The sequence below is a fragment of the Tardiphaga sp. P9-11 genome (genome assembly GCF_008329525.1).
Lineage (GTDB): Bacteria > Pseudomonadota > Alphaproteobacteria > Rhizobiales > Xanthobacteraceae > Tardiphaga.
In genome coordinates, this window is the sequence record NZ_NPKQ01000001.1 from 674253 (window position 1) to 686809 (window position 12557).

A 12557-nucleotide genomic window follows, 5' to 3' on the forward strand; every position below is an offset into this window, starting at 1 on the left:
ATGGCCGATCCGCTTCCAACCGAAATAGTGATTATCCGCCGCCGGAGTTCTCTCGAGAGCGGCGAGACGAAGAACAGTGTCTGGAAAATCGCCTACGCCGACTTCATGACGGCGATGATGGCGTTCTTCCTGGTGATGTGGCTGATCAATGCCACCAATCAGGAAACGCGTGAGAGCGTTGCCACCTATTTCAATCCGATCAAGCTGACGGACTCAACCCCGGATCGTAAAGGCATCAACGATGCCCGGCGGGTTGACCCTGGCAAGGCCGTAGAAGGCGAGAGCAAGTGGCCGCATCCGGAGCCAGGTCAGCCGACGGATGCGCTTGCGCGTCCGCAACCTCCGCAGCCTCGCTATGGCGAGGCGAGCTTGTTTCGCGATCCTTATGCGGTGCTGTCGGAAATCGCCGGTGGTCCCCCGCGTCCCGGGCAGACCAGCGCAGCGCTCGATCCAAGCCGCAAAGAAGGGCTGAAGGGCGGAGAGGCCTATCGCGATCCGTTCGACCCGATCAACTGGCCGATGGCGTCGATCTCGTCGCTTGAGAAGAAGCTGTCGGGGCGCAAGGATGCCGGCAGCCTTCCATTCGGTGAGGATGTTGCTGCTGCAGCGAGCGAAGGACAGGAGCCACGTCCGCTCGATGCCAAGCCTGATGCCACCGGGTCTCCGGGTCAGGAAATGTCCGGATCGAATTCAACTCCTGCGAAATCCGACAAGCAGGAGGCGCCGAAGCCCGCCGGGTTGTTTGCAGACGACGGCGACAAGTCCAACCCGGCAGCGGGCCGCCCGCAACCGGCGCAGGCAGACAGGGCGGCGGCGGCTGACAAATCCCAAACGCAGCCTGACAAGGCGCCCGCCCAGGCAGAAAAAGCCCAGCCGATGGACGCTGCCAAGCTCCAGGCCGCAATCTCGGCGGCACTGGCCGCCATTGGACCGGCCCGTCCCGTGGCCGAAGTGAGGGAAACGCCCGAAGGACTCCTGATCAATCTGACGGATGACGTGAATTACGGAATGTTTGCAAGCGGCTCGGCGGAGCCCACGCCCGGTCTCGTTCGCGCACTCGACAAGATCACACCGATGATCGCGCAGAACCGCGGTCAGGTCATTGTGCGCGGTCACACCGATAGCCGCGTCTATCGCACGTCGGAATATGACAACTGGCGACTCTCGACCGCGCGTGCGCATATGGCATATCACATGCTGGTGCGCGGCGGCCTCGATGCCGGGCGAGTCGAACGCATCGAGGGCTATGCAGACCGCCGGCCGAAAATTCAGAATGATCCGCTCGCCGCGCAGAATCGGCGGATCGAGCTTCTGATCCGTGCTCCCGTGCTATGACCAGCACCAGGATCATTGCAGCAACGCTTCTAGCCTGTCTTGGCAGCGCACATGCGCAGCCGGCCGACGACCAAATGCGCGAGCCGTATCAGATGGTTCGTTCATTGCAGATGCTGCAAGATCAGATTGCGCGCGGTGATCTCGACGCGCACAATTCCCAACCCGCCCTGCTGAAGCGCCTGGGTGAGAGCTTCCTGAAAGCCGATGCTGCCGTCTGGAAGGAGCCGCGCAATTCGCGTGCAGCTGTCACCTTTCTCCTGAGTGGTGGGTCGCCGCAAGTGGTTGCGAGCCTCCGCTCCCGCAACGTATTGAATATTGACGAGGCGATTGTCGATGGCGCCATCGCCTATGTCGAAGGGCGTACGGACGAAGCGAAATCAAAGCTCGCCAATATCAAGCCACGCAGTCTGCCTGCGGCACTCGGTGCCGAGATTGCGCTGGTTCAATCGGCACTGGTTGCACAGGACGATCTGAAGGTCGCGATCGCGTTGCTCGACGAAGTGCGGTTGATGATGCCGGGCACGCTGGTCGAGGAAGCGGCACTGCGTCGAGAGATTTTCATCGTCGGGCAGGACGACGACTTCGACAAGTTTGAAGCCCTCGCGGTGCGTTACTTTCGCCGATATCGGCATTCTATCTATGCAGGAAATTTCCGCCAGCGCTTCGCGCTCTCTGTTGCACGCTTCAGCTTCGTGCAACGTCCCGATCGTTTCCCGCGCCTCGTCGCCGTACTCGATCACCTCGATCGGGCGAGCCAGCGTGCACTCTATCTTCTGATTGCGAGAACGGCATTGGTTCGTGGCAAGACTGAAATGACAGTACTCGCTGCCGACCGTGTATTCGCATTGTCCGATGACGACAGCGCCGAGCGCGTGCGCGCGCGCCTGTATCGTGCCGCGGCACGCGTTGCCACATCTGCACACAGTACTGCAATTGCCGAGCTTGAGCAGATCGACAAGGCAAAACTGTCCGAACGAGATGTCGAACTGCAAACTGCGGCGCTCGCTATTGGACTGAATGTTCGAAAGGCGCTGCCGGAGGCTAAGGCCAAGAGCGACGGAAGCAGCGAAGCGAAGACGGCCATGCGGCCGCGCATTGATTTCAGCCGCTCTCTTGCCGCCGTCGATCGCGCGCAAAAGCTGCTCGATGCATCGCAAGAGCAATTAAAGGAGAAAACCCGATGAACAATGCCGATCTCCTGATGGCAGCGCTTCGCCAGACAGCGGCCGGAAAGGCCGGGGCGAAAGGCGGATTGAATGGCGGTGCCCATGCCAAGGACGGCAAGGAGAAGGCCGATCATTTTCGCGAGCAGCTCCGCCTGGTCTCAAAGGAGACCAAAACAGTCACGCCGCGTGCGGCCAAGACAGTTGATGACGCGAAAATCGTTGATGCAAAGCCGATGCTCGACGCGGCATCCGTTCTTGCGGAACTGACGAGTGAAGTCGCGCAAAAACCGAATGTCAGCGACGATCAAACCGATGATGACGATTCAAAGGCCACGAAGGGCGACGAGAGCGCGACAAAATCTGCACCCTGGCGCGGGCCGGATCCCGCGCTCAGCGCGGTAATGGCCAAACTCGATCACGCACACTCACCTTTGCCAAGCGATGACAAGGCGGCGTCCCGCATCTCGGTGCCGGACGTGAAGGCAGATGATGCTTCGCTCGATCCCACAAAGCTCATTCATGCCGCAAAAGCTGATGAGCCTGATGCTGATACGGCTGCCACGCAACGCTTCACGCTGACGGTCGAGACGACGGATACCAAGCCGCTTCCAGCTGCCAAGGCGGTCGTTCGTGAACAAGAGACGCATTTCGAGCCCGTGCAGCAGGTTACGACGTTGCAAAAGATCGTCGATCGGATGGCGACCGATCTCGCGGCGGTCGCATCACCTGAAGGCGCTCGCGCGGCTGACGCGCCGGGGCCCGAAGCGCACAAGGTTGCGGATAGCCGGCCGGTGCGCATGATGACGCTCGAACTCGATCCGCCGAATCTCGGTTCTGTCACCGTGAAGATGCGACTTGCCGGCGATTCCGTGGAGATTCACCTCACCGCGGATCGCTACGAGACCACGCAGATGCTGCGGCAGGAGCGCGGAGCGCTCACCGACGCCATGCAGTCGGCTGGCTATACCTTCGACATCGCGGCGATCGATCATACCCAAACCCCCGACGCAAATCTGAACAACGGTCAGCAGCAACAGCAAGCGCCGTCCGATCAACGTTCTTCGCTGCCATCGTCAGGCGGATCGCAGGCGGACGGCGGTTCTTCGGGCCGGTCGTCCGGCGATGCGCAGAGCGGCGCACGGCATAACAGGCAGGATCATGAGCAATCGCCAAGGTCGTCAGAGCGGCAGCAGGACCAGGCTAACAATCGGGTTCGTAGCAGCACTGTTTATATCTAGCGCTGCGACTGACGCTCGGGCCGAAGGCCCATGCGAACGGGAGATGGCACGCGCGGCACGCCGCCACAATGTGCCACTCGGCGTGCTGTTTGCTGTCGGGCTCAGCGAGACCGGACGCAAGGGCGTGCTGAATCCTTATGCGCTCAATGTCGATGGCAGGACAGTGCTGGCCACCGATCTGCGCAATGCCGTTGCGCGCTTTACAGAAGAAAAGAGCAAGGGCGCCAAGCTGGTCGATCTCGGCTGCATGCAGATCAATCATCGCTATCACGGCGAGAAATTCCCCAACGTGGAGGCGATGTTCGATGCCGCACGCAATGTCGATTATGCCGCGCGATTCCTGAAAGATCTGCGGGAACGCGAGGGAAACTGGACGATGGCTGTCGCGCGCTACAATGCCGGGCCGACCAATGTCGTCGGCCAGAAACGCTACATCTGCAGCGTTATCGGCAGTCTTGTCGCAAGCGGTTTCGGGTCATGGACGAGCAAGGCACGCGACTTCTGCGCGGAACGCACTGCGTCACGATGACCCTGTGGATAACCGCCAGCCTCGCACAAGCAACTTCAATTCTAATACTTCACACGTGAAACGGAGGATAATCGATGAGTCTGTATGGGGTGATGCGCACAGGCGGCTCCGGCATGAACGCGCAGTCGAACAAACTGGCGACGGTCGCGGATAATATCGCCAACGTGAATACCACGGGCTACAAGCGCGCCTCGACGGAATTCTCCTCTCTTATCCTTCGCAGCGGAACAGGAAACTACAATTCCGGCAGCGTTGAGACGCAGGTTAGGTACGCCATTTCAGATCCTGGAACGCTGAACTATACGACATCAGCGACCGATCTGGCGATCCAGGGCAACGGATTTTTCGTCGTCAGCGACGCAGGAGGCACGCCTTACCTCACGCGCGCTGGCTCTTTCGTTCCGGATGGCCAGGGCAATCTCTACAATACCGGTGGCTACTATCTGATGGGCTACAACATCAAGAATGGCGCCCAGCCGAACGTCGTTGCCAATGGCCTCGGCAATCTCGAGGTCGTAAACATCGCGCAGCAGTCCTTGCTGGGAAATCCGACGACCCAGGCAGGCATCAGTAGCGCCAACCTGGATTCCAATGCTGCGATCAGCGCCGGACCGCCGAACTTTACGTCGAAAACGTCGGTCATCACCTACGATAATATTGGAAATCCGGTGAAACTTGACATGTACATGTTCAAGACAGCCGCCAATACATGGGATGTGCAGATCTACAACAGCGCAGGCGCGGCAGCAGGCGGAGGCTTCCCCTATGCAGCCGGGTCGCAGCTGGGCACCACCCAGACATTTACCTTCGACGTCAGCGCCACCGGCAAGGGTCGCCTCGCTGCCGCGAGCCCGACTTCCATAAACTTCACAATCCCGGGCGGCTCGCCCTTCACTTTCGATATGTCGAGTATGACGCAGGTAGCGGACGAGTTCCAGTTCAAGGCCACGACCAACGGCAACGCGCCGAGCGCGCTCGACCGTGTGGAGGTGAGCTCGGACGGCACCATGTATTCGATCTTCGACGACGGCACGCGAATCGCGAGCTACAAGATCCCGCTAGCGACGGTACCGAGTCCCGACAATCTCTCGCCCGAAGTCGGGAACGTCTATTCGATCAGCACCAACTCCGGCAATATCCAGGTCGATTTCGCGGGCAATAGCGGCCTCGGTACCATCAAGCCGGAAGCGCTCGAAGCATCCAACGTCGATCTGGCCAACGAGCTCACCGCGATGATTGAGTCGCAACGCAGCTACACCGCGAATTCCAAGGTGTTCCAGACCGGCGCAGATCTGCTCGACGTGCTCGTCAACCTGAAGCGCTAACGCACAGCGCGGATCACTGACGGGAGTTCCCAATGTCACTTACGGTCGCACTCAATTCGGCCCGCTCGTCGCTTATGGCGTCGGGCGTGCAGTCTTCCGTCATCTCGCGCAACGTCGCGGGCCTGCATCAGGACGGTTACTCGCGCAAGAATGCTCTGATCGTTTCCCAGCCGGGCAGCGGTGTCTATGTCAGCGGCATTCAGCGTGCCGCCAGCGCCGGCCTGTTCAACAATGTTGTCAAGGCGGTGTCGACCACGGCGCAGCAGGACGCGCTCTATAACGGTCTGCAGAAAGTCGCGGCTGTCACCATTGACGATCCGGAGCTTGACCAGTCCGCTGCGGCGCAGTTGGCAAAACTGAAAAGCGCCCTGCAGCAATATGCCTCGGCACCCGACAACGTGACATTCGCCAATTCTGCCGTGACGGCGGCCAAAAATGTCGCGGCCTCATTGAACGAATCGACCAATACCGTACAAACGGTCCGCGCTGATGCCGATGCCGAAATGGCAACATCGGTCCAGAACATCAACCAGCTTCTGGCACAGTTCGAGACGGTCAATACGGCTGTCATCAAGGGGACTATCGCTGGATCTGACGTCACCGACTATCTCGACACGCGCGACAGCATCCTGTCGAAGTTGTCGCAGGAGGTCGGGATCACCTTCGCCACCCGGGCGAATAACGACATGGTGATCTACACGGATTCCGGCGTGACGATGTTCGAACGCACCGCCCGGTCCGTCACTTTCGATGCGACGAACTCCTACACGCCAGGCACCACGGGGAATGCCGTCGTCATCGACGGCGTCCCGGTGACGGGCCCAACCGCGGTGATGCCGCTCAATTCCGGAAAGCTTGTCGGTCTCGCGACGCTCCGCGACGACAAGATGGTGACCTATCAGAACCAGCTCGACGAGGTCGCGCGCTCTGTCATCGAGATATTTGCCGAGAAGGATCAAACCGGCGGTGTTGGCCCTGACCGCACCGGCCTCTTCACCTATGCGGGTGGGCCGGGATTGCCGACCACGGGCTTGATCAATACCGGGCTCGCCGGCACAATCAAGGTCACCGATCTGGTCGATCAGACGCTTGGTGGTAATCCCAGCTTGATCCGCGACGGTGGGATCAATGGCGTCAATTACGTCTACAATACCGGCGGCGAAGCTGGATTCTTCACCCGCATCCAGGGCGTCGTTGACGGCATGGCCGCATCCCGGACCTACGACCCGGCCGCTCTCGGCAAGCCAAGCGGCAGCCTCATCGATTTCGCCGGCTCATCGGTGAGCTGGCTGGAATCGCAGCGCAAGAGCGTGGGCGACGACGCTACCTATAGCCAGACGCTTCTGGAGCGCAGCGCCGACGCGCTGTCGAACGTCAATGGTGTCAACATGGATGACGAGATGACCTTCATGTTGCAGGTCGAACGGACCTTCTCTGCATCGTCGAAGCTGATCTCAACGATCGACGATATGCTGAAAGAACTTCTGATGGCGGTGGGGTAATCGGTATGGCTACAAATTTCATTTCGTCGAACTCGATTTCGACCACCCTGCGCATCTCCGCGTCGAAAAGCCAGGTAGCGATCTCCAAGGCTGTCAAGGAGGCGACGACCGGTCGGCTGGCCGACGTGGGCGGACAGCTTGGCGCACTGGCCGGCCGCGACGTGACGCTACGTGCCGAGCTTCTCGACATGGGGAAAATCGTTGACACCAACTCGCTCGTAGGCGGCCGTCTGGATGTCGCACAGGAGCGCATCTCGCAATTGATTGGAACTGCGGAGTCCTTCCAGAAAGATCTTCTGGCAGCCCGCAATTCAGCAAATGGCGGCGGAATCATCGGGCAGTCGGCGTCGTCCAATCTTCAGTCGCTTCTCACGACGCTCAATGTCGCGATGGACGGACAGTATCTGTTCGGCGGCATCAATACCGCGCAACAGCCGATGACGCCGTATGAAGCAGGTTCGCCCAGCAAGACGGCGATCGATGCGGCCTTTACCGCCACTTTCGGCTTTCCACCGGGAGATGTGGCCGCCGTCAATATCACCCCCGCTGCCATGGAAAACTTTCTCGACAATGCATTTGCGACCGAGTTCGCCGATCCGGCCTGGGGAACGAACTGGTCCTCGGCATCTGATCAGGTCATGCGCAGTCGTATCTCGACGACACAAACCGTCGACTCGTCCGTCAGTGCTAATGACAAGGCGTTCCGGAAGCTGACGATGACCTACACGATGCTTAGTGGGCTCGATCTGCAAAGCTTGAATCAGGGCACGTTTCAGGCAGTCACCGACAAGGCGCTGCTGCTGGTCGCCGACTCGATCTCGGATCTGGCGAGCGTGGGTGCTCGTCTCGGCACCTCGCAGGAGCAGACGACGAATGCGACCAGCCGTCTCAAGGTCCAGATCGATATCGTCAACAAGCAGGTCAATGCGATGGAAGTCGTCGATCCGGAGGAAGCGTCCGTCCGGGTTACGTCCCTGAGAAACCAGTTGGAGATGTCGCATGCGCTGACGGCGCAGATTCAGAACCTCAGTATCCTCAACTATCTCTGATCGGCGGCTTATTTTATGACGCAACAGGTTGTTGATTGAAATGACACTGGCAAGTTACGACGCGGAAATTGAGGATAGCGGCCGCGAGGCGCGATCCCGCGAGCAGCAGGCGCTCAATCATGGCATTGCGCTGCTCCAGAAGATCCAGAGCGGTGTCCTCGAGCCATCGGAAGAGGCCGACGCCTTGCTCTATATCCGAAATCTCTGGACCTTCTTTATTCAGGATCTGTCGAGCCCGCGAAACGGGCTGCCGGAGCAATTGCGGGTTCAGCTGATCTCGATTGGTCTTTGGGTGATCAAGGAAGCCGAGCGCCTCCGGGACGCGCAACTGTCCGATGTGTCTGATCTCGTTGCCATCAATATCGTTATTCGGGACTCGCTGGCATGAAGAAGCCGATGTGCATATCGCTGCGGTCAGGCGAGAAGATCTATATTAATGGCGCGGTGTTGCGGGTCGATCGCAAGGTGACGCTTGAATTGATTAACGACGTGACTTTCATGCTGGAAAGTCAGGTCATGCAGGTCGCCGACGCGACCACGCCGCTTCGGCAGCTCTACTTCGTTGTGCAGCTGATGTTGATGAGCCCGAGCGATGTCGAGCAGGCGCGTGCCGTCTTCGGGCATCAGCGCTGCGCGATCTACGCGGCGGCCGACAATAAGGAGCTCTTGCAAGGCCTCGATGCGATCGAGGAGCTGGTCGAAGCGAAGCGCTATTACGAAGCGCTACGGAAAATCCGGACCCTGTTCGAGATCGAGCAGGCGATCCTGGGCAGCGCCGATATGCTGCTGCCGGTCGTGGCCTGAACTTAAGGAGAACGAGATGATCGTCAACGGCGTAGATACCGCGAAATCCGCGACCAACACGACGTCGGGCACGTCGTCGCAGTCGACCAACATGATCGACTATAACGGGTTCCTGCAGCTCCTAATTGCGCAGATGCGTAATCAGGATCCGACCAATCCGACCGATTCAACTGAATATATGAGCCAACTTGCACAACTGTCGTCGGTCGAGCAGGCGGTTCAGACCAATGCAAAGCTCGATACGCTGTTGTCGACCAGCGCGATGTCCCAGGCTGAAGGGTTGATCGGGCGTACTGCGTCGTTCACGGACGAATCCGGTACGAGCACGACTGGCAAGATCAAGGAAGTCTATATCATCCAGGGCGGTGCGGTCGCGACGCTCGAGAACGGGGTTAAGGTTTCTCTCGGACCTGGCATCACGATCAGCTGAACCATGAACGAGCGCGACGCCCTTGATATCGCCCAACAGGCGATCTGGACCATCATCGTTGCCGCCGGCCCGGCGGTCGGTGCCGCGATGTTCGTCGGCATCGTCATCGCCCTCCTGCAGGCGCTGACCCAGGTGCAGGAAATGACGCTGACCTTCATCCCCAAGATCGTGGTGATGCTGATCGTGGTCGCCGTCACCGGCTCCTTCATGGGAGCCCATATCTTCGCCTTCACCGAAGTGCTCTACGGCCGGATTGAGCGCGGCTTCTAGCCGTCAGCGCCTCCACCATCTTCACGCAAGGTCGGCGCTGCACAGTATGGCCATGATATTCGCGCGAGAATTTCCATGGCCGACGTAATGATTTCAGCCCTGCCGGCCGAACGGCGAGCCGGCACGGACGTCGCCTTTGCATTCGGCATCGTCACCATTCTGGTGATGCTGGTGCTACCGGTTCCGACGATCCTGATCGACCTCGGCCTGGCCTTCTCGATCGCACTGTCCGCGCTGATTCTGATGGTGTCGCTGTGGATCCAGCGACCATTGGATTTTTCGGCATTTCCCACTGTGCTGCTGATCGCCACCATTCTGCGTTTGGCGCTCAACGTGGCGACCACACGCGTGATTCTGTCGCATGGCGGTGAGGGAGAAAACGCCGCCGGCTATGTCGTTGCCGGCTTCGCCAAATTCGTGATGGGCGGCGATTTCGTCATCGGCCTGATCATCTTCGCAATTCTCGTTACCGTAAATTTCGTGGTGATCACCAAGGGGGCGACGCGTATCGCCGAAGTCGGCGCGCGCTTTTCGCTTGACGCCATTCCCGGCAAGCAGATGGCGATCGACGCCGATCTGTCGGCTGGTCTGATCGATGACAAGGAAGCGCAGCGTCGGCGCCACGAGCTGGAGGAGGAGAGTTCGTTCTTCGGTGCCATGGACGGTGCCTCGAAATTCGTGCGCGGCGACGCCATTGCCGGCCTGATCATCACAGCCATCAACATCTTTGGCGGCATCATCATCGGCGTCACCCATCACGGCATGGAGCTGTCACGCGCCGCGGACGTCTTCACCAAACTCTCGGTCGGTGACGGCCTGGTGTCACAGATTCCAGCGCTGATCGTGTCGCTCTCGGCCGGCCTGCTCGTCTCCAAGGGCGGCACGCGCGGCTCTGCCGAGCAGATGGTGCTGAAGCAGCTCGGGAAATATCCGCGCGCCCAGTCAGTTGCTGCGATGATGATGTTCGCGCTCGGTCTGCTCCCCGGCCTGCCGTTCCTGCCCTTTGCGTTGCTGGGCAGCGCAATGGCCTTCATGAGCTTCTCACTGCCACGTCAGCAAGCCGCTCGCGCGAAGGTAGAACAGGCCCGCATCGCGCAGGTTCAGGAAAAAGCGCTGATCGAGAACAAGGATTCCGTCAAGGAGCTGCTCAAGACCTCCGATGTCGAGCTCTGCGTCGGCAGCCAGCTAGCGATCCAGATGCTCAATGCCCATGGAGAACTGGCGCATCGTGTTGCCAAGGTTCGACGGCGTTTCGCCGCCCAATATGGCTTCGTCATTCCCGAGATTAAGCTGACCGACGATCTGTCGATCGGTCCGAAATCATATCGCATCAAGATCTACGGCACCGTTGTGGCCCATCATGAATTGCGCATCGGGGAAGCTCTGGTGCTGTTCGATGGCGATCGGAAGCCGGACGTGCCGGGCGACGAGACAATCGAGCCCGCTTTCGGCATGAAGGCGATGTGGGTTCCCGAGACGTTTATCGACGAAGTCAAACAGGATGGCTTCAAGATTGCGGACAATATCTCGGTGCTGCTCACGCATCTCAGCGAGGTCGTCCGTAACAATCTGGCCCAGCTCCTTACCTATAAGGACACCCGCGCACTGATCGATCGGCTTGATCCCGAATACAAGCGGCTGATCGAGGATATGGTGCCGTCGCAGATTTCCTATTCCGGGCTGCAGGCGGTGTTCAAGCTGCTGCTTGCCGAACGTATCTCGATCCGTAACTTGCATCTCATCCTGGAAGCCATCGCCGAGATCGCGCCCCATGTGCGCCGTTCCGAACATGTGGCCGAGCATGTGCGGATGCGTATAGCGCAGCAGATCTGCGGCGATTTCGCCGACAATGGCGTGCTCAAGGTGCTCCGCCTCGGTAATCGCTGGGATCTCGCTTTCCATCAAAGCATCAAGCGCGACGGCAAGGGCGAGATCGTGGAATTCGACGCCGATCCGCGGCTGGTCGAGCAATTTGCGGATGACGTGTCGGTTGCGGTCCGCAAGGCGGCTGCAAATGGCGACACCGCGGTGCTGGTGGCGCCGCCCGATGTGCGGCCTTATGTGCGCATGATCACCGAACGGATGTTCCCCACACTGCCGGTGTTGTCGCACGTCGAGATAGCGCGTGGAGCCGAAGTGATGTCACTCGGAGCGGTATCTTGATTGCCGGCACCTCCGTCTCCATCCTGGCTACGTTCCTGATCTTTTGCCGCATCGGGACTTGCATGATGGTGGCGCCGGGCTATTCCCGCGTGAATATCCCGACGCAGATCCGGTTATTCCTCGCTATCAGCGTCACCTTGATGCTCACGCCTTTGCTGGAGCCGACGGTCCGGCCGGCTGTGGAAGCGGCAACGGCGCCGGATCTCCTCCGCCTGATCATGTCCGAGCTGATGGTCGGCCTGGTCATCGGGCTCACGGCGCGCATGTTCTTCGCGGCGCTGGAGACGATGGCCACATTCGTCGCTTCCGGGATCGGTTTGACCCTTCCCGGTGTTGCCGACGATGGCGAGCATGTACCGGCGCTGGTGCCTTTGATTACACTGACTGCGACGGTGGTCTTCTTTGTGACCGACCAGCATTGGGAATTGTTGCGGGGGCTCGTCGGGTCCTATCAGATCTGGTTGCCGGCGACCGGGATCAGCGCTGAGGGCGGCTTAACGCAACTCGTCGATCATCTCTCCATGGCCTTCACCCTGGCGCTCCGCGTCGCCAGTCCCTTTGTTGTCTATGCGGTCATCGTTAATTTCGCGGTCGGACTCGCCAACAAACTGACGCCGAGCATCCCCGTTTATTTCATCTCGATTCCATTCGTCCTCACCGGTGGCTTGTTGTTGCTCTATCTCACCGGCCGCGAAATGGTGCTGCAGTTCAGCATCGCTTTCGCGTCCTGGCTGTCAGGGTGACGA

Annotated in this window: 13 protein-coding genes; all 13 read left to right on the forward strand. The window is 59.7% G+C overall.

The features are described from left to right. The 13 genes from CIW50_RS03180 (at position 1) to fliR (ending at position 12554) form a co-directional block, all read left to right on the forward strand. Positions 1–1335, forward strand: coding sequence for a MotB family protein (locus CIW50_RS03180; RefSeq protein WP_149529799.1), 1335 nt, complete (start codon positions 1–3; stop codon positions 1333–1335). After that, positions 1332–2519 carry a chemotaxis protein gene (locus tag CIW50_RS03185; protein ID WP_149529800.1) on the forward strand — a complete coding sequence of 396 codons (1188 nt, stop codon included), beginning with the start codon at positions 1332–1334 and terminating at the stop codon, positions 2517–2519. The genes CIW50_RS03180 and CIW50_RS03185 overlap by 4 nt, the downstream gene beginning before the upstream one ends. After that, positions 2516–3739: a flagellar hook-length control protein FliK gene (locus CIW50_RS03190; RefSeq protein ID WP_149529801.1), complete on the forward strand. Its 1224-nt coding sequence runs from the start codon at positions 2516–2518 to the stop codon at positions 3737–3739. Before CIW50_RS03185 ends, CIW50_RS03190 begins: the two co-directional genes overlap by 4 nt. Positions 3740–3782: 43 nt before the next feature. Beyond that, positions 3783–4268 (forward strand): transglycosylase SLT domain-containing protein, encoded by a 486-nt coding sequence (locus CIW50_RS03195; protein WP_246664117.1) that lies wholly within the window; start codon positions 3783–3785, stop codon positions 4266–4268. Between the two features lie 74 nt (positions 4269–4342). Then, on the forward strand, positions 4343–5593 hold the full coding sequence (locus CIW50_RS03200; protein WP_149529803.1) for a flagellar hook protein FlgE: 1251 nt from the start codon (positions 4343–4345) through the stop codon (positions 5591–5593). Positions 5594–5625: 32 nt separating this feature from the next. Then, entirely contained in the window at positions 5626–7095 is a 1470-nt protein-coding gene (flgK, locus tag CIW50_RS03205; RefSeq protein WP_149529804.1) for a flagellar hook-associated protein FlgK, read from the forward strand. A gap of 5 nt (positions 7096–7100) precedes the next feature. Beyond that, complete coding sequence (locus CIW50_RS03210; protein WP_149529805.1) at positions 7101–8144, forward strand: flagellar hook-associated family protein; 1044 nt, start codon at positions 7101–7103, stop codon at positions 8142–8144. Positions 8145–8184: 40 nt separating this feature from the next. Then, entirely contained in the window at positions 8185–8532 is a 348-nt protein-coding gene (flaF, locus tag CIW50_RS03215; RefSeq protein WP_149529806.1) for a flagellar biosynthesis regulator FlaF, read from the forward strand. 8 nt (positions 8533–8540) lie between these two features. Beyond that, entirely contained in the window at positions 8541–8948 is a 408-nt protein-coding gene (flbT, locus tag CIW50_RS03220) for a flagellar biosynthesis repressor FlbT (RefSeq protein ID WP_149530390.1), read from the forward strand. A 16-nt stretch (positions 8949–8964) separates the two neighbouring features. Further along, entirely contained in the window at positions 8965–9378 is a 414-nt protein-coding gene (flgD, locus tag CIW50_RS03225) for a flagellar hook assembly protein FlgD (RefSeq protein ID WP_149529807.1), read from the forward strand. A 3-nt stretch (positions 9379–9381) separates the two neighbouring features. Then, entirely contained in the window at positions 9382–9648 is a 267-nt protein-coding gene (gene fliQ / locus CIW50_RS03230; RefSeq protein WP_068729862.1) for a flagellar biosynthesis protein FliQ, read from the forward strand. 75 nt (positions 9649–9723) lie between these two features. Next, a complete protein-coding gene (gene flhA, locus CIW50_RS03235) occupies positions 9724–11811 on the forward strand; it encodes a flagellar biosynthesis protein FlhA (RefSeq protein ID WP_149529808.1) in 2088 nt (695 codons plus the stop codon). Continuing rightward, a complete protein-coding gene (gene fliR / locus CIW50_RS03240) occupies positions 11808–12554 on the forward strand; it encodes a flagellar biosynthesis protein FliR (protein ID WP_149529809.1) in 747 nt (248 codons plus the stop codon). Before flhA ends, fliR begins: the two co-directional genes overlap by 4 nt. Positions 12555–12557 lie beyond the last annotated feature (3 nt).